This is a genomic window from Halobacillus sp. ABR2_026 (genome assembly GCF_056158545.1).
Genome location: NZ_JBSWTM010000001.1, coordinates 2,819,672 through 2,839,154 on the forward strand (window position 1 = coordinate 2,819,672; position 19,483 = coordinate 2,839,154).

17 protein-coding genes are annotated in these 19,483 nt (G+C 43.1%); 4 read left to right on the plus strand and 13 right to left on the minus strand.

The window, feature by feature from the left end; translation table 11 throughout:
- The 8 genes from ACXADE_RS14645 to ACXADE_RS14680 all read right to left on the minus strand — a co-directional run bounded on the left by ACXADE_RS14645 (position 1) and on the right by ACXADE_RS14680 (position 11,267).
- Positions 1-420: a DUF948 domain-containing protein gene (locus ACXADE_RS14645; protein WP_474981182.1), complete on the minus strand. Its 420-nt coding sequence runs from the start codon at positions 418-420 to the stop codon at positions 1-3.
- Positions 421-1,493: 1,073 nt separating this feature from the next.
- Positions 1,494-2,789 (minus strand): UDP-N-acetylmuramate--L-alanine ligase, encoded by a 1,296-nt coding sequence (gene murC / locus ACXADE_RS14650; protein WP_474981183.1) that lies wholly within the window; start codon positions 2,787-2,789, stop codon positions 1,494-1,496.
- A gap of 196 nt (positions 2,790-2,985) precedes the next feature.
- The gene (locus ACXADE_RS14655; RefSeq protein ID WP_474981184.1) at positions 2,986-4,101 is read right to left on the minus strand and encodes a nicotinate phosphoribosyltransferase; all 1,116 of its coding nucleotides are present in this window, start codon (positions 4,099-4,101) and stop codon (positions 2,986-2,988) included.
- A 104-nt stretch (positions 4,102-4,205) separates the two neighbouring features.
- The gene (locus ACXADE_RS14660) at positions 4,206-7,100 is read right to left on the minus strand and encodes a DNA translocase FtsK (RefSeq protein WP_474981185.1); all 2,895 of its coding nucleotides are present in this window, start codon (positions 7,098-7,100) and stop codon (positions 4,206-4,208) included.
- Positions 7,101-7,252: 152 nt separating this feature from the next.
- On the minus strand, positions 7,253-7,858 hold the full coding sequence (ytpR, locus tag ACXADE_RS14665; protein ID WP_474981186.1) for a YtpR family tRNA-binding protein: 606 nt from the start codon (positions 7,856-7,858) through the stop codon (positions 7,253-7,255).
- A gap of 3 nt (positions 7,859-7,861) precedes the next feature.
- Positions 7,862-8,680, minus strand: coding sequence for a DUF1444 domain-containing protein (locus tag ACXADE_RS14670; RefSeq protein ID WP_474981187.1), 819 nt, complete (start codon positions 8,678-8,680; stop codon positions 7,862-7,864).
- A 1,206-nt stretch (positions 8,681-9,886) separates the two neighbouring features.
- Positions 9,887-10,204 carry a thioredoxin family protein gene (locus ACXADE_RS14675; RefSeq protein ID WP_474981188.1) on the minus strand — a complete coding sequence of 106 codons (318 nt, stop codon included), beginning with the start codon at positions 10,202-10,204 and terminating at the stop codon, positions 9,887-9,889.
- Positions 10,205-10,238: 34 nt separating this feature from the next.
- The gene (locus ACXADE_RS14680; RefSeq protein WP_474981189.1) at positions 10,239-11,267 is read right to left on the minus strand and encodes a PTS sugar transporter subunit IIC; all 1,029 of its coding nucleotides are present in this window, start codon (positions 11,265-11,267) and stop codon (positions 10,239-10,241) included.
- 189 nt (positions 11,268-11,456) lie between these two features.
- Between ACXADE_RS14680 and ACXADE_RS14685 the strand changes: the two genes are divergently transcribed.
- Together ACXADE_RS14685 and ACXADE_RS14690 are read left to right on the plus strand one after the other, a co-directional pair.
- Positions 11,457-13,601 carry a methyl-accepting chemotaxis protein gene (locus ACXADE_RS14685; RefSeq protein ID WP_474981190.1) on the plus strand — a complete coding sequence of 715 codons (2,145 nt, stop codon included), beginning with the start codon at positions 11,457-11,459 and terminating at the stop codon, positions 13,599-13,601.
- 96 nt (positions 13,602-13,697) lie between these two features.
- The gene (locus ACXADE_RS14690) at positions 13,698-14,138 is read left to right on the plus strand and encodes a YtoQ family protein (RefSeq protein ID WP_474981191.1); all 441 of its coding nucleotides are present in this window, start codon (positions 13,698-13,700) and stop codon (positions 14,136-14,138) included.
- Positions 14,139-14,178: 40 nt separating this feature from the next.
- Here the strand turns inward: ACXADE_RS14690 and ACXADE_RS14695 are convergent, their stop codons facing one another.
- Entirely contained in the window at positions 14,179-14,679 is a 501-nt protein-coding gene (locus ACXADE_RS14695; protein ID WP_474982239.1) for a DUF84 family protein, read from the minus strand.
- Between the two features lie 147 nt (positions 14,680-14,826).
- Complete coding sequence (locus ACXADE_RS14700; protein WP_474981192.1) at positions 14,827-15,894, minus strand: M42 family metallopeptidase; 1,068 nt, start codon at positions 15,892-15,894, stop codon at positions 14,827-14,829.
- A gap of 153 nt (positions 15,895-16,047) precedes the next feature.
- Here ACXADE_RS14700 and ACXADE_RS14705 point away from each other — a divergent pair, with 153 nt between their 5' ends.
- Complete coding sequence (locus ACXADE_RS14705) at positions 16,048-16,365, plus strand: PepSY domain-containing protein (protein ID WP_075034533.1); 318 nt, start codon at positions 16,048-16,050, stop codon at positions 16,363-16,365.
- A gap of 32 nt (positions 16,366-16,397) precedes the next feature.
- Here the strand turns inward: ACXADE_RS14705 and ACXADE_RS14710 are convergent, their stop codons facing one another.
- Together ACXADE_RS14710 and trmB are read right to left on the minus strand one after the other, a co-directional pair.
- Positions 16,398-17,255, minus strand: coding sequence for a YtnP family quorum-quenching lactonase (locus tag ACXADE_RS14710; protein WP_474981193.1), 858 nt, complete (start codon positions 17,253-17,255; stop codon positions 16,398-16,400).
- A 68-nt stretch (positions 17,256-17,323) separates the two neighbouring features.
- Positions 17,324-17,968 (minus strand): tRNA (guanosine(46)-N7)-methyltransferase TrmB, encoded by a 645-nt coding sequence (trmB, locus tag ACXADE_RS14715; RefSeq protein WP_474981194.1) that lies wholly within the window; start codon positions 17,966-17,968, stop codon positions 17,324-17,326.
- 249 nt (positions 17,969-18,217) lie between these two features.
- Here trmB and ACXADE_RS14720 point away from each other — a divergent pair, with 249 nt between their 5' ends.
- The gene (locus ACXADE_RS14720; RefSeq protein WP_474981195.1) at positions 18,218-18,403 is read left to right on the plus strand and encodes a hypothetical protein; all 186 of its coding nucleotides are present in this window, start codon (positions 18,218-18,220) and stop codon (positions 18,401-18,403) included.
- A gap of 206 nt (positions 18,404-18,609) precedes the next feature.
- On the opposite strand, the gene ACXADE_RS14725 is transcribed toward ACXADE_RS14720, so the two are convergent.
- Positions 18,610-19,416, minus strand: a complete 807-nt coding sequence (locus tag ACXADE_RS14725; protein WP_474981196.1) for a phosphotransferase — start codon at positions 19,414-19,416, stop codon at positions 18,610-18,612.
- Positions 19,417-19,483 lie beyond the last annotated feature (67 nt).

Consider the following 19,483-nt stretch of genomic DNA (forward strand, 5'->3'; position numbering starts at 1 on the left):
TTAAGATTTAGTCTCTTCTTTCTTTGCTTTCTTCCACAAGTTGATGGCTACCTGCCCCCACTTCATGGCTTGAGCAGCTGTCTCTGTATTGTCCCGGGCAGATTGAGTTAAACCCTGCGATACAGAACGGATGGACTGGTTAAACTCTTGAACTGTGTCTCCAATACCTTTGACCCCGTCTACAAGAGTATTCAACTTCTGTGACTTCTCCCCGACATCTTCAGCCAATTTATTGGTTTTGTTCAAGAGCTCCGTTGTTTCTAAGGTGATGCCTTCCATTTGCTTTTCCACACCTTCAAGTGTGTCAGCAACATTATTCATTGTACGGCGAACGGCCGTAAGGGTTCTCGCCAGGAATATGACAAGAACAGCAAAAGCCACTGCTGCAATAAGAGCAGCAATGTACAAAATGATAATCATTCCCCCTGCACACTCCTTCTTATGTAATCAACACAGTTTAGATTATACCCTAAAAAGGCTTTTCTAAACGTGGTGGCTACTATAAATGGTCTTATTCGCTATCCTGTCCCTAAAATCCTTCACCATTCGTATATTTTGTTTGGAAAAGTTTACTTTTACCTCAAGGAACGATCAAATACGCACTGACGAACTTATTCTCAGGATACAAAGCAGTTACCCGAACCGTTGACAGTCCTTAAAGTAAAGGCTCTGTTAAAGCTTAGTGTTGATATTACTTTTTTTATATTTGGCTTCTCAAACGAAAGCTCCCGTTTGTGGAAGACTCAGTTTTGAGATGTTTGTGTGGGAGTTAGGGGCTGCGGGGGGTGACTCGCTTTCCGCGGGAGCGCGGTGAGCCTCCTCAGGCTTACGCCTTGCGGGGTCTCACCCAGCACTCTTTTCCCGCAGGAGTCTCGCCATCCCCCTCCGCCCCTTGGCTAGATCAGGGTCTCGAAACCCTTTCATGAATCATCAGCTATTCTAGTTGGTGAGATGATAAGAATCATATTCCCAAACCGAGGGGCTCGAACCCGGAAAGCTTGATACATAGCGTTTTATGCTTACAACAACCGGGGTAATGGAAGACCATCCAACGTTGATAAAGGGGTTCGTTTCTCGCATGATCGAATGGGGTGGCTGGGAAGCTGCGAGACTCCCGTGGGAGAAAGGAGATCGGCGAGATCCCGCAGGGCGATAAGCCCGAGGAAGCTCGGCACTCCCCCACAGGAAAGCGAGTAGCTTCCCAGCCACCCCTGGCACTCAACACGATAACGAACCCCGAACCCTCTCGAAATCAAGTCTTCAACAATCCTTCCCTTTAGCGAAAGGCTCCGTTTCGAAATAATAATCCAACAAGATTCAATGGTTGGATCATGAAAGAAGATCATCTAAAGGTTTCAACACTTGGGGATAAATTCCTTTTTATCGTCCTAACATTCATTGTTACTTCCATCCGTTGATGCAAATATCAACACTGAACTTTAACAGAGCCAAAGTAAAAAACATGCGGCTTGTAAGATAAGCCGCATGTTCAATTAACTATCGTTTTTTTCATAAGCTTCCTGGAACTTTTGAATGTCTCCTGCTCCCATAAACAAAAGTACTCCATGGTCATGGGCTGCCAGCTGGTTGACTTCTTCCAGTTGCAATACATGAGAATCAGGAATCAACTCCTGTAAATGATGAATCGTCAACTTCCCTTCATTTTCACGGGCTGAACCGAAGATATCGCATAAGTATACTTCATCTGCTTCTTGCAGACTTTCAGCAAATTCCTTAAGGAAAGTCTTGGTTCTTGTGAACGTATGAGGCTGAAAAATAGCGACCACCGGTCGTTCTTTATACTTTTTACGAGCCGTTTCAATGGTGGCTGTGATCTCAATAGGGTGGTGCGCATAATCATCAACGAGTACCTGGTCATGCCATTTCTTTTCGGTGAAACGACGCTTTACACCTTTGAATGTAGATAGCTTCTTGATTTCATCCGGCTGCATGTTCTCATAATGGCACAAAGCGATGACGCTTAAAGCGTTCAGGACCGTGTGGTTGCCGAATTGTGGAATCATAAAGGTATCATAGTAATTATTTCTTACGAAAACATCAAAAGAGGTGCCTTCAGAGGTTTCCGTTATGTTTTGGGCTTGAAAGTCATTGGTATCTGCCAGTCCATAATACAACACCGGCACGTTTGCCTGGATGTGCTGTAAATGCTCATCATCCCCGCAGGCAATGATGCCTTTTTTCACTTGTTTAGCCATTTCCTGAAACGCTTGAAATACATCATCGATACTGTTGAAGTAGTCAGGATGGTCGAAATCAATGTTCGTCATGATGGCATAGTCCGGTTCATAGGAAAGAAAGTGTCTGCGGTATTCGCAAGCTTCAAACGCAAAATATTGAGCATTTTCGTGCCCTTTCCCAGTACCATCACCGATCAGGTAGGAAGTCGGATAATTTTCGGTTAGAACATGAGCCAATAATCCAGTCGTTGATGTCTTCCCGTGAGCTCCTGTCACAGCAATGCTTGTATACTTTTGCAGCCATTCCCCGAGAAATTCATGGTAGCGGTAAAAGGAAAGCCCTTGTGCTATAGCTTCCTGAATTTCTTCGTGGTCATCACTGAAAGCATTTCCAGCGATAATCGTCAATCCTTCTTGAATGTTTTCTTTTGAAAAGGGCAAAATCTCTATATTCTTAGCTTCTAAAACTTCTTGAGTAAAGAAACGTTTCTCAACATCTGATCCTTGAACTTTCTCACCAGAATCGTGGAGAATCTGGGCAAGCGAACTCATTCCTGTTCCTTTGATACCAATGAAATGGTAAGTTGTCATAAACAAGAACCTCCAAAATAAAGTGGGTCACTTTAAGTATAGTATATGTAATATTCATGGATATGCGATTTAAAGTTACACGCTCGGAAACTACACATCTGCATTTCCTAATCATATCACGTAATGGTCTTTGGAAAAAGTAAATATGACCCAATCAAAAGGCACCAACACTCCTGTTTGTGCCTTAATCAAGTGATCATTCTTCTGCTTCTGTATATTCAACATATTCCAATCGTGGATTATGCTTGTACCTTCTACCTTCTTTTGCTTCCGGCTTACCATCAATCAATACATTATCACCGGTAAAACCGATTCCGATTTTTAATAAACTTCCTCCGACACCGTACATATCTACGGGTACCTTCTTTTCTTCGAAGGCGCGGATTCGTTCTTTTGTAAACCCACCGCTTACAACGATTTTCACATGTTTGAACCCTTCCTGATCGAGCGCTCGCCTTAGCGCGAAAATCAACTCCGGATTCACACCTCTTGGGTCAAACGTACCCATTAAGTGTTGATTTCTTAAGAAGTACTTGTCCACAAGATTACGAGAGGTATCCAGTCGAACACCCTTCAGTTTATCTCCAAATTCTCTGGCTACCTTCAATGAGTCCGTGATGACATCATTGTTATAATCCACCAAGGCCATCAATTGGTCATCAGGAAACTGTTGGTGATAGGCTTTCGTCGCGGCAACGACATCGCCTTGAAACATTTGGATGAGGGCGTGAGGCATCGTGCCCATACCTTCTTTTCCCCACCATTCATTCATGGCATGAGTGGCTTGCGCTGTAGATCCCCCGATAAAAGCAGAATATCCATCTCCAGATTGCTGGGTGAAGTGATCGTCACGATCCCCCATGAAGATAATCGGCTTCTGCTTCCCGGATGCACGGGCAGCTTTTACCACATTATACACATTGGTGGCTACAGAAGTTCGTCTTGCCAGGATACCGTCAATAATTCCTTCTAAGAACCCAAAGTACTGGTATGGTCCCGTAACGGTGAGGACGGTCTCATAAGGAGCGATCTTATCTCCATCCTTAAGTGAATGGATTTCAAGCTCTTCCGGGTTCTCTGCAAATGTATGGATCAACGCAATCACTTCATCGGTCCCACACAACACCGCATGATCCTTTTGGAAAAACTGCATCGTTACTTTATTATCAGGCAGATGATTTTCTACAATATCCCTTGTCTTTAAAAAGTAGACAGCTGAAAACCAACCTTCAGCTACACGCTCGTCGAATTTAAATGTTTTATTCGTTAACCGGCTGATTTCGCCATTCAACTTCAGTGCTATTTCCTTCATGGCTTAACTCCTTAAACATAGAGGTCATAATAACTCTGTTTTCATTCATTGTTAATCATATAAAATTGAGAAGTTTTGCACAAGGTTTTTGCCAAAATGATGGATTACTCCATCATTTCGTCTATTTGCTGCTTCGTTAATAGGATGTCCCTGGGCTTGCTCCCTTTTTGTTCTGAAATGATCCCGTATGCTTCCATTTGATCGATTAATCTTGCTGCACGGTTATACCCTACTTTGAACCTGCGCTGGATAAGAGATGCGCTTGCTCCATTCTGACCAACAACGAAATCTACAGCTTCATCGAACAAAACATCGGTTTCTTCTTCCGTGGATACTTGTTTCATCAATTCTTCCTGATGAAAAAGGTACTGCGGCGGGGCCACCTTTTTGACGTGGTTGGTCACCCTTTCAATTTCATCATCAGATACAAATGCTCCCTGGATCCTTACAGGCTGCCCTGATCCATTTTCAATAAACAACATATCTCCTCTTCCCAGCAGCTTCTCTGCGCCCCCGGAGTCGATAATCGTTCTGGAGTCCACTTGAGAGGAAACGCTGAAAGCGATTCTTGTAGGGATATTCGCCTTGATCAAACCAGTAATAACATCAACTGACGGCCGCTGTGTTGCCAGAAGGAGGTGGATTCCACAAGCTCTCGCTTTCTGTGCGATTCTACAAATGGCATCTTCTACATCCTGAGGGGACACCATCATCAAGTCCGCCAGCTCATCAATAACGATGACTAAATACGGCAGCTTTTCGGCCTTTCTATTCTGCTTGGTCATTTTCTCGTTGTACCGTTCAACATCGCGGACGCCTTCTTCCACGAATTTTTCATAACGTTCTTCCATTTCTTTCACAGCCCATTTCAACGCTGTCGTAGCCGCTTTTACATCCGTTATGACTGGAGACACCAAATGTGGAAGCTCGTTATATGGAGCGAGTTCCACCATTTTTGGATCGATAAGTAAAAACTTCACATCTTCATGGTGGGCTTTATACAGGAGGCTGATCAAGATTGTATTTATGCAGACACTCTTTCCGGAGCCTGTCGCTCCCGCAATCAATCCATGAGGCATCTTTTTAAGATTGGTAACAATGGAGTCTCCGCCAATGTCCAGTCCCAAGCCTACCGTTAAAGGGGAAGCGTCGCTCTGGAAAGCCTCAGACTCAAAGATTTCCTGCAAACCGACCATCATGGATTGTTTATTCGGGATTTCAATCCCCACCGCCTGCTTACCAGGGATTGGAGCTTCAATCCTTATATCACGAGCAGCCATACTTAGTTTGATATCATCCGTGAGGTTTGTAATCTTACTGACTTTCACACCAGGCTCCGGTTGCACTTCAAACCTTGTCACAGTCGGCCCTTTCATGGCATTGACAACCTTGGCACGAACATGGAAATGCCTTAACGTTGTTTCCAGAAGTTCCATTTGTTCTGTGATCCAGCTATCATCCGATGAGGAAGGCAGGACAGGATCTTCCAAAAGGTGCATCGGGGTTTGGTATTCCACCCGCGGTTGTGTTTCTGATTTCTCTACTGAAACCTTCTGTTCCTCATTCTTTTCTTCTGTTCGCTCCTTGCGCGGTTGCGGATTCCCTTGATCACGATTCCGCTTGTCTCTTGGCGTCATAAGGACATTGAATGGAACGCTTCTTTTTTCTTCTTTCTTATTCGGAGGCGTTGCCCCATTCCTGGAGACTGATCGTTCCTCTGTTGCCAACTGTGCCTTGGACGTTTCTTCTTCTTTAGGTTTTTCCACTTCCGTCTGTTGATACATTACCTCATCTTCTTCAATGGAATCCGTTGGTGGAAGCGGTTCGTCATATGAAGTTTCATATTCGCCTGAAGTCAATGGTTGATCTTCTGAGAATGACTCGTCATCGGAGTCTTCTCCCGCTTTGCCACCCTCATGTTCTTCTCGACCTGAAGATGGAAGGGGATGACGCTCCTTTCCTTCCTCAGGAGGGGACTCAAATAAATCGGGTTGGCTTTCGGCTTCTATAAGTTCCTCAGTGTCAGAAGATGTAACTAGAGGCTCACGAGCCTCATTTTCTGATTGTTCCTCTTCCAGTTCTGAATCAGTGTCCGGCTGTCCATCATCCAATTCATCTTCAAGTTCCAATAAAGGAACATCATGCCTCGCACTCCGGAATTTATCCTGTTCACTTTCATTTTCCTTAGAAGGCTGTTCGGTTATAGGAAGAGATACATCCTGCGACTCTTCTCCTCCATCCACTGGAGAGCCTCCCTCTACATGTTCCTCATCAGACTCTTTCCTCTCTTCTGCATCAGAACCCCCATCCTTATCCTCTTGACTAAAAGAAGACTTTGGACCTTCCTTGGAAGGGTTCCCTGTATCTCTTTTCAACTTTTCAGGAGCGTCATCCGTAATCTCATCAGAAAGGGAATGAGTTTCAGTGGAAGCTGCCTCTTCCCTCACCTCTTCAACTTCCGGAGCATCGGCCGGGGTTGAGTTACCATGATCCACGCGGGCTCTCATCCGCTCTCGTAACTTCTGCCATTGTTTTTCATCATGAGAATCTGTAAAAAATTCAGGCTGTGTTTGTTGTTCTTCCACAGCATATTCTAACTTTTCCAAACCCTTAGTCAGCTGTCTGGACTGATAGCCATAGATCGGAGAAGGAACATCAGTCGGTGTAAATGGGATCGGCGAAGTTTCCGGCAGCTCTACAGAAAAACTTTCATCCTTACGAGTCCGCTTTATTCGCTGTGGAGAGCTCTCTGGCTGACTCCGCTCTTCCACGGGTTTCTTCCGACGAGGGCGTTGGTATTCACTGTTGTCTGTATTCAATCTCTCGTTAGAATCCGGGATAACAGGGAAACGGAATTCTCCTTGTTTCGGGTATCGGTAAGTCATTTTTGTTTTGGCGTTTACTTCATTTCTTTCCTGTATGTTATGTAGCGATTCTTGTTCCGTTTTCTCTTCTGGTTCCAACCATTTTTTCATCTTATTTTTTAAGTCTTTCCACATTACGTTCACTCTCTTTTCAAGTATTAAATCACTTATAGGATTATCCCTATTTTAACAGGTTTCCGGACCTGGTTGGTTTACAATACCTTTAAAAATGACTTTTGCATCAAAAAAAGCAAAGCAGTTAACTGCTTTGCTTCAATGTATCTTGATTAAACTTCGAAAGGCTGCCCGACAACAGCATCTTCATCAAGGACTAAAATCCCTTTTTCTGTTGGTGCATCCGGCAAGTTCAATTCTTTTGCGGAACAGATCATCCCTGAAGAAGGAACGCCTCTAAGTTTTGCATCTTTGATCTTCATCCCGCCTGGCATGACTGCTCCTACTTTAGCCACAATGACTTTCTGCCCCTGATCAATATTCGGGGCCCCGCAGACAATTTGTAGCGTTTCATCTCCGACATCTACTTGGCAGACACTTAATTTATCCGCATTCTCATGCCCTTCTTTCTCCTTAACATAACCAATAACGAATTTCGGGCTCAAGTCAAAATCAAGCACATCATCCAATTGATTTTTGGTGAACAAATTTTTAATCGGAGTCAGCATTTCTTCCGTCAAGCGCATTTTCCCTTGGCCTTCGATATTAAAATACTGCGAAGCGTTGAAAATATTATACCCCAGCAAAGAGCCGTCCCTGCTGTCTGTTATTTTAACAACGTCTCCGTAGGCTTCCTGCTTAAACGTATCACGATCGCCTTCTTTAATAGGAATGATCAGGACGTCCCCGATCCCCTGGTTGTTATAAAATACATCCATGTTCTACTCTTCCTTTCGATCCTTTTTCGGTTTCTTTTGAGCAAGAATGAATATTGGTTCCAACTGCTTATCTTCATACAGGAAGGATAAAGAGGTCACAGGCACTGTGCCCTCAGCAAAGAATTTCATAGCCATCTGAGCTAATATATCATATCCTTCTGAATTTTGGACATCTGCAAAGATAATGACATCCTGGTGAGGAATACTGATGGCAAGCTCCCCTTTACATTCAGCTTTCAGCTTTTCGAGAAGCGCTTCATTCAAAATTCTGCTGGCATCATATCCGTCTCTGGCAGAGTGGAAATAAAAATCATTCCCATATACACTGTCCTGTTTTAATTCTATGGGTAGAGAGCGCACATTAAAGCCGGCTACTTCTTTAATCCGATCCATGGTCCAACCCTCGTTCTCAAGCATCTTCTCATCAATTAATTGATAGGATTTACCAAGATCCAGAGCATAATATATACGGGTTTCGGCCGTGTGATCAACATAAATCAACTTTTTCCCCTGCTCGGTTTCAGTCGGGAAGGAAGCAGCTCGAATCACAGGAAAAATGTGTTGTTCTTTCCCTGAAAGCTTGTGATCTTCATTCATAACTCGAAGAGCTTCTGTCACATGGTCTTCCAGTTCATCGACAGCCTCTTCCCCACGAGCTTCATACTTGGAAATCACATTAGGAATGGTAATGGTTATGCCCTTTCCCGTGTCTTTCCACTCGATACGGAAAGTGTCTTTATCTCGATTAAATGTCGTTCTCCACTCATCTCGTGCCAAACGTTCTTCAAGTTTTTTCTTCATTTTTATACTAGTCATCTTCATCTTTTTTCCTCCTTTATTATGGGAAGAAAGAATTTCGTTCCTTCAAACTACACCATTTTCTATTATACACATATCACCGTGCATCACAAAACAAGAAGCAGCTCTGACCTTCGTGAATATTTACCCCTTAGAGATCCTGGAGAAATGTAATAGATGATGTCTTTTTGTTTAGGCTCTGTTAAAGATCAGTGTTGATATTTGCATCAACGGATGGAAGTGACAATGAATAATGGGAAGGTAAAGGAGATTTATTTCCAAGTATCAAAACCTTTAGATGATCTACTTTCACGATCCAACCATTGAATCTTGTTGGATTATTATCTCGAAACGGAGCCTTTCGCTTAGGTCAGGATTGTTTAAGACTCAGTTTCGAGACATTTGTTGAGTGGATAGGGGCTGCGCGGAATAGCTCGCTTTCCGCGGGAGCGCGGCGAGCCTCCTCAGGCTAACGCCTTGCGGGGTCTCACCAAGCACTCTCTTCCTCGTAGATATCCGGTTTCTGCGCCTAGCGGCTAGTGAGACTTCCCTCGCTTCTGTACGATAAGTCAACATCGAATCTCTTCGTTCTTCGTGTTTCCTTTATCTCCTCCAGCTCAGTCCAGTCCATACGCCGCTGAACGAGGCGCCTGCACACTTAAGGTAGGAGTCTCGCCATTCCCCTCCGCCCCTTTGCCATATAAGTCTCTCGAAACCACTACTTAAAAAATCAGCTTGTATGGGTAAGAGAAGGGAATGATATCATCTCTACCCCATGAACGTTTAGCATACGCAAATGCTTGCTACTACGCACGATTTGCCTGCCTAGGGGAGAAGAATTGGAAACTTACGAATCCATACAGATGTTCGAACCTCAACCATTCAAGCTCACCCTTTTTAAAGTGGCTTCGAGTCACTTATAAGGTCAAGGGGGCGGAGGGAAACGGTGAGACTCCTATGGGACGTGTGGGACAGGTGAGACCCCGGAAGGCGTAGCCTGAGGAGGCTCACCGCCCGCCCCATGGAAAGCGAACCTTTTCCCGGAGCCCCTAGAATCACACAAACATCTCGAAGCTGAGTCTTCAAGAAAAGGGAGCTTTCGTTGAATAAGCCAAATATAAAAAAGGAACTTCCATAAAATCGGAAGTTCCTATTTGCAGTAATAGCAACAGTAAACTTTAACAGAGTCAAAAAATAAAAAGGCCGTACTACTGCACGACCTTTCCTGTGTTACTGGTTAAGCTTTTGAATGAATTCTTCTATTTGTTCTTTTGTTTTTCTATCCTTGCTTACAAACCGACCGGCTTCTTTACCGTCTTGAAAAGCAAGAAAACTTGGGATCCCGAAAATGTCGTTTTCTGCGCAGATGTGGATGAATTGATCACGATCCACGTAAACAAAGTTCCACTCCTTATATTTTTCTTCCAACTCGGGAAGGAATGGTTCAATCACTCTGCAATCCGGGCACCAGTCTGCAGAGAATAAAAAGATAACAGATTCATTATTTTGAAGTTCTTTCATTTGCTGATCTGACTTTAATGTAATCATTACTCTTCACCTCCAACGACATTTTAGCATACCGTCAATCATAATCGATAATCATATCACCTGGCTGAATCCATCCCTTTTTCCGGAACCAGAGGGCCAAAAGATAACTGATCAAAGCCGGACCTAGAAAATGAAAGATAATGATCAGGGTGAAAATTCCCCATGAAAACCCCATCGACTCAAAGGTCATAATTTGTCCTACAAAACCACTTGTCCCCATACCTGCTCCTGCAGCGTTGTTCTCCATGTTCCACCAGACTGTGGCAATTGGAGCTAATACAGCGCCTGCAATGGTTGGGGGGAGGATGATGAGAGGCTTTTTAACCACGTTTGCTATTTGAAGCATCGATGTTCCTACCCCTTGGGCCAAAGCACCACCAAAACCGTTATCTTTATAGCTGATGGTTGCAAACCCTATCATTTGAGCCGCACAACCGATAGTAGCCGCTCCAGCTGCGACACCTTCCAGTGAGAGCATCAAAGCGATAGCCAGACTGGAAATAGGTGCTGTCAAAGCCAATCCCATTAATACGGCTACTAAGGCCCCCATGATCAGAGGCTGCTGCTGGGCAGCCCAATTAATGATGCCCCCGATGCCCGTCATGAATTGACCAATGGGTGCCCCAATGGCCGACCCTACAATGTAACCGACAATAATCGTAACGAACGGAGTCAGTATGATATCGAGTTTTGTTTCTTTACTAATCATTTTTCCGAATTCAGTAGCCAGTAACGCAGCGATATAACTTCCAGCAGGGCCTCCAAGTTCCGCCCCTGAAGCACCACTGAACAATGCTGCGAAAATGACTAATGGGGGGGCTTTTAATCCATAGGCTATAGCAGCTCCTATAGCACCGCCCCATATTTTCGTATCCATAGCAAATGTCCCCATCTCAACAAAGGTGTCTGAAAGGACAATAATATTCGTCTGTTCCCCTATCGTTTTAATAATCAATCCGATAATTAATGATGAAAAAAGTCCCAAAGCCATATAGCTTAGTGCAGTAACAAAATATGCTTGAAAGGAAAGGTGTACACCTTTCCTTTTTAAAAATGCACGCATGGAATAACCTCCTTTTTACCAAAAACAATCATACACCTATTTCAAACAGGTGTAAATACACAATTGATCTCACTCATAAGCCTAAAGACTCACTCAAACAAATCTTTCTCCTATTGTTTTACTAGATAAAAAGTTCTATAATTAATCAGTATATAAAGAAATTTGTGAATTTTTAAAAGGAGGAGTCACATGAAGTCGATTAGAGGACGGATGCGTTTTCTATTGATTGCAGCGATTGTAGGGATTTTCGTCGTATTTGGTTTTTCTACATACTTTTTCCAGGAGCAGAAAGAAATGGCTCAACAAACGAAGACGATCCAGCAATCTCTAGTAGACAGTCAAGAAATCAATTATTTGATGGCACAGACATTGAATGAACAACAACAATTTTTTTATGATCCAAGCGCCGAACAAGGTGAAGCGGCAGCGGGTGCCATCCAGGCTGTAAAAAATTCCGCTGGCACGTATGCCAAGGAGTATCAAAAATACCCTGAAATCGAAAGCAAGTTTACAGAAATCACAAAAAAAGCGGTTCAATATGAAGAAGAACTAGAACCATTGGTCAACATGTACAAATTGGTGGGTTATTCTGAAGATCAGGGGCTGCACCAACATATCCAATCCTCTTATGACCAATTCAATAAAGTTATCGACACTTTAGGAAATGAAACTCTGAAAAATTCACTTCTTTCCATGAAGGTAAGTGAAAGGAATTACATCAATAATCCTAATGCTGATCAATTGTCTGCATTTAAATCAAGCGCTCAGAACTTTGAAGACACGATTACTAATCTAAATTTGGATGAAGATCAAGCGGCTACGTTGAACAGAAACCTATTAAAATATGAACAGACGATCAACTCAATGGATAACACATTCTCCCAGGCCAACGCTATTCGATCCTCTTTTGAAAGCATTGCAGCAGGCGTCTCCAGTGAAGTGGAAGCCGTCATGTCAACTGCAAATCAATTAAATGCCTCCATGCTTGAACAACAGCAGCAGCGCCAGCAATGGTTGATGACTTTGCTCGCACTGATCGGAGGGGCCATCTTATTAATCATTTTGATCACCGGTGTCATATTAATTCGATCAATTAAGAAATCCATTGACCGACTGAAGGAAAGTGCGACAATCATTGGTGAAGGAGATCTTTCCCACCGGGTAGACTTGACTTCCAAAGATGAAATGGCAGAACTTGGCCTTCAATTCAACCATATGGCAGACCGTATGGAACAGTCCGTCCGAAAAGTTCTACAAGCCACCACCGTGCTGAATTCCTCGTCTGAAAATCTTGCACATATTTCGGATCAGACGACCAATCAAGCAGAGGAAGTAAATGAAGCCATCAGTCAAGTAGCTGCGGGTTCCCAGGATCAGGCGCAAAAAATCGATGAAACCCATCATTTCATCGAGGAAGTGACAGCAGCAATCACAAATACTAAGAAAGCAACCGGGACGATTGAAACGAAGCTAAAAGAAGCGGAAACCGAAGGAAATGCAGGCTTACGTACAGTGGCGGAGTTAGAAAAGACTTCAGGCAACTTCATAAAGCTTGCCTCTCATATGACGGAAGAAGTTCAAAACGCCTCCCGAAAATCTGAAGAAGTCAACAAAATTGTAGCCACTATTGAAGGAATCGCAGACAGCACGAACCTCTTGGCGTTAAATGCAGCCATTGAATCAGCCCGAGCGGGGGAAGCGGGCAAAGGCTTTGCAGTCGTCGCAGATGAAGTGAGGAAATTAGCTGAGAGGTCTAAGAAAGAAGCAGGAAGCATTCAGGAAATGGTCGCTGTCATGTCCGCTCAGATGAATACCTTATCTGAGGAATCAGAAAAATTCCAGGACTATCAAACTTCACAAGATGAAGCTGTGACCCAGACCAAGGATGCATTTAGTCGTATCGCCTCATATGTCCAGTCGATGAATAAACAGATTAAAGAAGTGAACGACGCAGTCGATGGTGTAGATCGAGTGAATGAAGAAGTAAAAGAACGACTGCACAGCATCAGCGTCATATCTGAAGAAGCTGTGGCAACCGCCGAGGAAGTCGCCGCATCAAGTGAGAATCAATTGACCTCCATAGAACAAGTTCATACCTCAGCGACAGACCTTCAGGGACTGTCCCAGGAATTATCAGCTGAAATCAGTCAATTCAATATGAACGAACGCCCTGAGTCAGAAGAAGCTGATCATCCAGATGCCTCCATTTCTACACAAAGTGAAATATTTGCTGAAGCTGAAGATCAATTGGAACTTGAAAGAACAGAAGACTTAAATTCTGAAGAAGCAAGCCATACGGATACACACGTGGAAGATGAGAGGTTGTCTTCCTAAATTCCAGGAAGTCCAGGAGCAATGTACTCTACTGGACTTCCTTTTCCATATCTTTCATACTAAAAATATGAAAAATATACATGGGAGGGATATCCATTGGATTTAACCATTTACCTGGCAGGCCAGATTCATGAGGATTGGCGTGGAGAATTGAACAAGCTGACGAAAGAACAGAATTTATCCATCCACTACGTAGGTCCACAAGAAAATCATGCCCACTCCGATGATATCGGAGAGAAGATTTTAGGAGAGCAGCCCAACAAAATTTACAGAGACGATGCTGCTTCAGGCGTTAATAATTTCAGAACACGCCTCCTGCTGCAAAAATCTGATGCTGTAATTGCTTATTTCGGTGAATCATATAAACAATGGAATACAGCTATGGACGCGGGAGCGGCCCTTCAAGCTGGGAAACCATTGATCTTAGTCAGACCAGACTCCCTCGTTCATCCTTTGAAAGAAATATCGAATCAAGCGGATGTGACGGTGGAAACCTTGGAACAAGCCCTGGAAGTTCTCGCCTACGTGTATGAATAAGCCTTCAAAAAAGGATGCGTCCCTATGGACGCATCCTTTTTTATTGATCATATGACCATTGCCCTTTTAATAATTTAACGATATGGGTGAACATTTCTTCTCTGTCAATTAAACCATTGGTGAAAATACCGATGGCCCCTTCATTTTTCCTTACGTCGTGTTTATCCGTGTATTCATCCATGACCTCTCCAAGTTCTTTTCCTTTTTCCAAACCCGCTTTAATCTCGTCAGGAAGGAGGATGCGAGCACCACTTGCGGTATACACGTTTTCCTTGTCATCTACTAACGCACCCCAATTGCATAAATAGAGGTCATCCTCAATTTCCATAACCCCACCTTCAAGACCAATTCCTAAGTGGGCTTTACTCTGAAGAGCGCCTTCCCGCGCACGATTGATTGCACCTTCTAGAGTCTCTTCATCAGAAAAAGGTTGAGCGGCAACTTTAGACTCTACTTCGACTCCGATAACAGCCATTTCCGTGAATACACTTTTTACAGATTCAACCTTCGTAGGGTTTTGGGATCCCACATAAATTTTCAGCATTTCGAGCACCTTTCTCCTTCTCTAGCCGTATATTGCCATTATTTCTCTTGATTCATTCTTTATACAAGATCAATGGGACCTGTTCAACCATTCTAGCATAAAGCCATCTCTTCTGAAATCTACTTACACGACATCCTTTTCCAATCAAACATTCCTTCTAATCTGATCTACTGTATTCTGGTCAGTCGCTTTGACAAGTCGAACCAGAAGTTCTTTAGCTGCGGCGTAATCATCGACATGGATGATAGAGGAAGATGTATGAATATAACGAGAGCATATTCCTACGACTGCAGAAGGTACTCCATCATTCGACATATGGACCCTCCCTGCATCCGTCCCTCCTTGAGAAATGAAATATTGATAAGGGATATCATGGGATTCAGCAGTGTCGAGAATAAACTCACGCATCCCTCTGTGTGTAACCATCGAACGATCCAGAATTCTTAAAAGCGCGCCTTTCCCAAGTTGACCAAATTCTTTCTTATCTCCACTCATATCATTAGCAGGGGAAGCATCCATCGCATAGAAAATATCAGGTTGAATCATATTTGCAGCAACCTGAGCCCCACGCAGTCCCACTTCCTCCTGGACAGTAGCTCCTGAGTAAAGTTTATTCGGCAGATTCTCTCCTTGAAGTTCCTTTAAGAGTTCAATGGATAACCCACAACCATAACGGTTATCCCAAGCCTTCGCCAGCACTTTCTTATCGTTGGCCATCGGGGTATAAGGACAAACAGGCACAACCGGTTGCCCTGGTTTAATTCCGATTTTTTTTGCATCTTCTCTATCATCAGCTCCGATATCAATCAGCATATTCTTGATTTCCATCGGTTTCTTTCGCTGCTCAGGTGTTAAATTGTGAGGAGGAATTGAACCGATCACACCTACGACGGGGCCTTCTTCTGTCATAATTTGAACACGTTGAGCAAGCATAACTTGGTTCCACCAGCCACCAAGGGTTTGAAAGCGGAGCATGCCATTTTCGGTAATTTGAGTAATCATGAAACCGACTTCATCCATATGTCCTGCAGCCATGACAGTAGGCCCTTTTCCGTTCTTCACCCCAAAGACGCCCCCCAGACGATCCTGGACGACTTCATCAGAGTACTTTTCGAGTTCCTGCCTCATAAACTGGCGTACGAGGTGTTCATTCCCAGGTGCTCCGGGAAGTTCTGTCAAGGTTTTAAAAAGATTTTGCGTTTCCTGATTCATATATGTACATCTCCTTTTTTTCCTTCTTTCCATAGTTTAACGGAATTTTGAAAACGTTTCTACAAATGAGTCATCTTTATCAGTTTTGATTTTCTTTTAACGGGAATATTTAGTATACTGAAGATTAGAAATAAGTTGTGAGGTGATTGGTTTATGAACTGGAAAAAAGTCGCACTAGCTGCAGGTGTAGGAGCATTGGCAGGCTACGTGGTTAAAGAACAATTAAGCAATGGGCAGGGCGTAACCCCTGAGAAAGCATTAAAAATTGCCAAAGAAGCTTTCAAAAAGCAAGGGCCGATCAGCGGATCATGGATTTATATGAAACCTGAAGAGCTGAACAAAAACGGAATTAATTACGATGTTTACCGTGGAGGGATCTCAAAGAATCAGGACGGTGAAACCTCTCAGTTTGAATTTTATATTGATACAGAAACTGGTACAATTGTGGATGTCGCGGAAACGACCGCTTAATACAAAAATACCCTCGTCAACGAGGGTATTTTTTATGGGTGATAATGATGTTTTTCTTCTTTCACCTCATCAATCACTTGGCCTTTTTCATCAAACTTTAAAGCTCTATATACGGCATCGTGATAAAAAACATACCACGCGCTGTTTTTGTATCCGTAATCCATCCATTTCTTCTTCTCATGTACAGATGTAACAGGATAATCGTCATAGGCAAGCGCCCAAAGAGGATTTTGGTGAGCGTGCGTAGGCATCAAATCTGCCATATGGATAAACCTGTCCTCCCCGTCTTCGAAAGTAAGGATCGAGTGCCCACCGCTATGTCCACCCGTATGGGTCATCATTAAACCAGGAAGGATTTCAATGGAAGTTTCAAACGTATGTACCAGGTTTTCCACAGCTCTCCAATTTGACTCCCAATACGTGTTTTTCGACCTCATATTCGGGTTACGCATTTCTTCCCATTCCACTGCACTTGTATAGATCGAAGCATTCGGAAAAGCAGGCACCAGTTCCCCCTCTTCCCATTTCGTCAAACCACAGGCATGGTCAAAATGCATATGGGTCATGAGCAAGATGTCAATCTCCTCCGGATGGATATTGAGTCGATCTAAACTCTGAATGACAGAAGATTCTTCCCATACCCCGAAATTCTTTTTCAATTTTTCACTCATTTTGTCATTCCCTATGCCTGTATCGACAAGCAGCTTCTTCCCGTCCACTTCCAACAAAATGGGGTCCGTCCGTAACTCAATCTGGTTGTTATCATTGACCGGGTACTTTTTACTCCATAAAGGCTTCGGAACAACACCGAACATGGCTCCTCCATCCATATGCGTAACCCCACCATTCAACCATGTTAGTGAAGCACGGCCTACTCTTAAGTTTTCCACCAGGAATCTCCTCCTACATAAAAGATAGCTCTAGTCTACCATATGAACTAGAGCTGGTGAAAACGTTATCATTCGGGGAAACGTGCGGTACAACGATAAATCGGCTGTCCTTTAGCAGCAAATTTCTCTTCATATTCTGTCTGAACATTCAAAGGATCTTCGTCCGCATGTAAATCCACAGACACGTCTTCCAATACCATGCCATAGTTAGAAAAACTCACAAGAGAATATTCAAATAACCCTTTGTTATCAGTCTTTAATGTGACTTGACCCTGTTTTTTCAATACCGCTTGATATTGTTCTAAGAAAGTATGGAAAGTCAACCGACGTTTTTCATGTTTATTTTTCGGCCATGGATCGGAAAAGTTCAAATAAATATGATCCACCTCATTGTCCTGAAACAGGTCTCTGAGATCTTTGGCATTTTCATTTACCATCCGCACATTGGAAGTTCCGGCCGCCAGGACCTTCTTAACTGCTCCTACAATGACACTTTTGACAAATTCCAATCCGACAAAGTTAATGTCTTCGTGCTGCTTCCCCATACCCGCGATAAACTGTCCTTTACCGGATCCTATTTCTAAATGCAAGGGCTGTTCTTGATTTTCAAAAAGCTCCTTCCATCTGCCTTTCATTTCAAATGGTTCTTGAACGACAACCTCATCATTCTCTCTTAGAAAGTCATCGGCCCAAGGTTTATTTCTTAAACGCATGTATTGAATTCCTCCTTCTTATCGATAAAATGGTACCACGAAGCCGGCAAAAATAAAAATTTTTCTCATATTTGTTGCTAAAGAAGGATAAATAGAAGGAAATCGCCTATAAGAGACCTAACGTGAGCTATACAACAGTCAACAAGAATCCCATGGATATTTTTATCAATATGCGAGGTTTACGGGGTTGGAGTGTAAGCGCTTACTGATTTAAGATTGATACCGTGATCAATTCAATGAACAGGAGTGATGATCGAATCTATGAAAATGTTAGCTAAAACGATTGAACTGACTGTATTGGCCGTTTTCTCTGTCTTCTTTGCAGGATACGCTTTATTCATATACCCTTTTGAAAAATTATCAGAAATGATGAGTACGGAAGTAAAAGAAAAGAAACTTAAATATACACCCACTGCTGAAAAAACCGCTGCCTAATCAGCGGTTTTTTTATGGCTCATTTGTCCAATTTCATCATTTGAGCGAGAGGAAGAGGACTCGGAATAATGGAAGCCTCCCTCCTCCGCTTTTCTATGTGTGCTAAGCAGGAGACTATTGATAAGAATTCCTGCGACAATATGAGACGTTTCTTAAAAGCTCTGCCCGCAAAAAAAAGTTCCATCTGATAAACAGATGGAACTTTTTTATATGATTTCGTGTTTCTTCATAATAGTTTTTAATTTCTCCGTTCTAATGGATGCCTCATCATACTCCCCGCGCATTTGATGCCATTGGATGAATGCTAATGCCTGCGATACGGAATACCACTTCATTCGTTCAAACATATGGGAATCCGGATAAATGCCGTATTCTTTTAACCATACGTTCCAGTGATCTTCAGGGATATAATTGTATAGCATCATCCCAAGATCCAGAGCCGGGTCTGCAACCATCGCATTATCCCAGTCAATCAGATATAGTTGGTCTTTGGAAGATAACAGCCAATTGTTATGGTTTGTATCACAATGACAAACGACGTGGACATCATGATGGACCTGGTGGGCATGTTTTTCTAAAAACTTGATGGCCTGATGAATTTCAATCCGGGGATCAAGCTGATCAAGTACCTTTTGATTGGCTTTAATATCCTTCAGGATTTCATCCGGTGTTAATGGATGTTTCCCAAGTCTCATCAGCATATCAAGAAGTTCTGAAGAATGGTGGATCTTACTGAGAAGGTTCGCCACACGTCGATGCTTCATTTCTTCAGGGTTCAGTTCGCGCCCTTCCAGCCACTCCTGTGCTGTAATGACATCTCCATTTTCAAGCCGTTTGGTCCAAACAAGCTTTGGTACAATACCTTCAGCAGACAATACAGCCAAAAAAGGAGAAGAATTACGCTTAAGGAATAAACGCTTCCCTTCCGTCTGAGCATAGTAGGCTTCTCCTGTCGAACCGCCTGCCGGTGTTATCGTCCAATTACTACCAAGTATATGTTCCAACCAATTCACCTTCAATTCCTCAAATCCTCTTGTGATTGAATCACGTCTTTGTTTGTTGTTCTAGTATATCGTACTT